Origin of the sequence: Microvirga aerophila (assembly GCF_003332305.1) — a bacterium.
Taxonomy (GTDB): domain Bacteria; phylum Pseudomonadota; class Alphaproteobacteria; order Rhizobiales; family Beijerinckiaceae; genus Microvirga; species Microvirga aerophila.
In genome coordinates, this window is sequence record NZ_QOIO01000150.1 from 1 (window position 1) to 3022 (window position 3022).

Genomic DNA, 3022 nt, shown 5'->3' on the forward strand with positions numbered 1-3022 from the left:
GTCATACGGCACGTCCTCCTACAGCCCCGAAAAGCAGGAGAGTGCCATTTGAACTTTGCAGAGGGGTGTCATCTCTAGAGCATCGGACCGTTAAGTGGACGCGCCACCGGCGGCTTCGGCATGGCTCCAGGATGGCTGAGATGCAGACCTCATCGGATCCGACTTCTCGTCCGATGCTCTATATTGCGCTTACACAGATCCTTCGCGGGAGGTCGTTTATGGAACTGTGCTGGCAGCGGGTTCGGGAAAACCGTATAACAAGATATCGTCAGTGTGAGGGACCGGGCCCTGACGGCTGAGAGATGCGTGCACCCCGCCTGTTAAGCTCAGGAACAGCAGATGCCTCGTCATTTTCCACCCTGCAAAGGGCCCATTGAGGGTCTCTCTTTGCCTCAGCTTGCCTGGGACGTGCTCCACCGAGAGGGCATCCAGACGATCGATCAGCTGAGGTCTGTCGCGGGCCAACTTGAGCACTTCGAAGGCCTCGGACCCATAACGGTGCGAGTCATCAGACAAGAACTTGACCGTGTCGCGGCACCCGGAGAGCAAAAATTCGGTGACGGAGGGGATGCTGTGTGGGGTGCGTAATTCGCAGAACCCCCATTTATGGAACTCACTGATATGGCCCGGAATAGCAATAGACCTAGCCTCGCAGAAGGTCTCATGTCAGCTATCGCCGACTTATGCTTCACAGGCGTCGGCGGCTGAGAGCCTTGCGCTCCCGCGCGCAGTGCGGAGCGCATCATGACGATTTACACTTTCCCTGATCTGCCAATTGCTCGGGCCTAAATCTCACTCATCAAGCGGAGGCTAGGCGAATGGAGCATGCTTTTTATCAACGCTATGAGGGACCCATTATCGGCCTTCGTCTGCCGCGAAAAACCTGGAACGTGCTGCGGAGAAAGAACATCACGACCATTGACCGATTAAGGGCTGCTGCTCACCGGGTCCATCGATTTGAGGGGATCGGCCCCAAGGCGGCCCGACTGATCCGAGAAGAGATCGCGCGTGTAATGGTACCCAAAGAGCAGCCTCTCGAGGGGTTAGTCCCTGATCCTAACAACACCCATGAGACCGCGTGATTCGTAGAAACGCCTTTATGAAACCCAGGCGATAATCATACTCTCTGCGCTTGAACTACCTCGAAAGCAGCCTAGCGTTGCATGGACCAGGGGCTAAACTGGATGTGCTGCGGGTGAAGCAGGCGAGATCGAGGGACCACCTCGTTTGGCGGCGGGCAGCACCGTCCCACCCGCTCTATTCTTTGGCCATGGGCCGAGGGGCATCATTCTGTACCGAAACAGATCACAGATCAGCAGGTGAGACGGATGCCGAATGGTTTTCATGGAAGCTGCGAGGGGCCCATTGAAGGTCTCTGTCTGCCCCAAAACGTCTGGAATGTGCTGCAGAGAGAGAACATTACGACCTTCAACCAGCTCAAGGCTGTGGCTGATCAAATTGAGCAGGTCCTGGGCATCGAGCCCAAAACGGCGCTCGTGGTCAGAGAAGATATTGCGCGTGTGGCAGCCCTCGATGATGCTCTGAGCAAGGGTCGGCCTCACAATTCTTGGCAGGCTGCGTAATTCGCGGAAAGTCGTTTAGGGAACGAAAGTTCAGGCCGCTCATCCTCGCGTGGCGGAGCCCACGATGAGCTGTCAATGGATGCGGAACTGCTTCAGGGTCTCCTCCATAGAGATTGACCCCGATTGGTCACGGGAATGGCGGCTGCCGCAGAGCGGGAGGCCCGTTAGAGCACAAAAAACCCGGATGGTTCTGACCAGCCAGGGCCTGGATTGATGTCGGCTACCAGCATTGGCGCGCTGCTCCCAGCCTCAATCCGGTAGAGCTCGCGTCCGCTCTCCTCCGTGGTGGCTTGGAAGTAGAGATCTCCCCCAAACTCGGTGAAGTCGTCCGGGTCTGAGTCACCCGAGCCCGGATTGATGTCGGCTATCAGGGTTGGGGTGCTGCTCCCGGCCTCAATCCGGTAGAGCTCTTCCCCGCTCTCCTCCGTGATGGCCTGAAAGTAGAGATCTCCGCCGACCTCGGTGAATTCATAGGGGGCTGAGCTCCCCGGGCCCGGATCGATGTCGAGCAGGACTGGCGTGCTGCTCCCAGCCTTGATCTGGTAGAGCTCGCGTCCAGTCTCCAGCCTACCAGCCTGGAAGTAGAGATCTCCGCCGAATTTGGTGAAGTAATAGGGGGCTGAGCTCCTCGGGCCCGGATCGATGTCGATCAAGACTGGCGTGCTGCTCCCGGCCTCGATCCGGTAGAGCTCGTTTCCGGTCTCCTCTGTGGTCCCCTCCGTGATGGCCCGGAAGTAGAGATTTCCCCCAGCCTCGGTGAATTCATAGGGGTCTGAGCTCCCCGGGCCCGGATTGATGTCGGCGACCAAGGTTGGGATGCTGCTCCCGGCCTCGATCCGGTAGAGCTCGCGTCCGGTCTCCTCCGTGGCTGCCCGGAAGTAGAGATCTCCGCCGAACTCGGTGAAGCCAATCGGGGCTGAGCTCCTCGGGCCCGGATTGATGTCGGCGACCAAGGTTGGGATGCTGCTCCCGGCCTCGATCCGGTAGAGCTCGCGTCCGGTCTCCTCCGTGGCTGCCCGGAAGTAGAGATCTCCGCCGAACTCGGTGAAGCCAATCGGGGCTGAGCTCCTCGGACCCGGATCGATGTCGATCAGCATTGGCGTGCTGCTCCCAGCCTCGATCCGGTAGAGCTCGCGTCCGCTCTCCTTTGTGCCAGCCCGGAAGTAGAGATCTCCCCCGAACTCGGTGAGCGCAGACGGATTTGAGCTCTCTGAGCCCTTGTCGATGTCGGCGACCAAGGTTGGGATGGTGCTCCCAGCCTCAATCCGGTAGAGCTCGCGTCCGGTCTCCTCCGTAGTGGCCTGAAAGTAGAGATCTCCCCCGAACTCGGTGAGCTCAAACGGATTTGAACTCCCCGGGCCTGGATTGATGTCGGCGACCAAGGTTGGGATGCTGCTCCCGGCCTCGATCCGGTAGAGCTCGCGTCCGGTCTCCTCCGT

General features: G+C 59.2%; 2 protein-coding genes. One reads left to right on the forward strand and one right to left on the reverse strand.

All coding sequences use genetic code 11. From position 1 onward, the window contains the following. Nucleotides 1–1328: 1328 nt before the first annotated feature. Nucleotides 1329–1583, forward strand: a complete 255-nt coding sequence (locus DRB19_RS29310; RefSeq protein WP_114189464.1) for a hypothetical protein — start codon at nucleotides 1329–1331, stop codon at nucleotides 1581–1583. 164 nt (nucleotides 1584–1747) lie between these two features. On the opposite strand, the gene DRB19_RS29315 is transcribed toward DRB19_RS29310, so the two are convergent. Further along, nucleotides 1748–3022 (reverse strand): hypothetical protein (locus tag DRB19_RS29315; RefSeq protein ID WP_210207562.1); only part of this gene is annotated, 1275 nt, incomplete at its 5' end.

Coding starts and splice junctions, on each gene's coding strand:
- DRB19_RS29310 (WP_114189464.1), top strand. CDS start 1,329: ATGCCGAATGGTTTTCATGGAAGCTGCGAGGGGCCCATTGAAGGTCTC.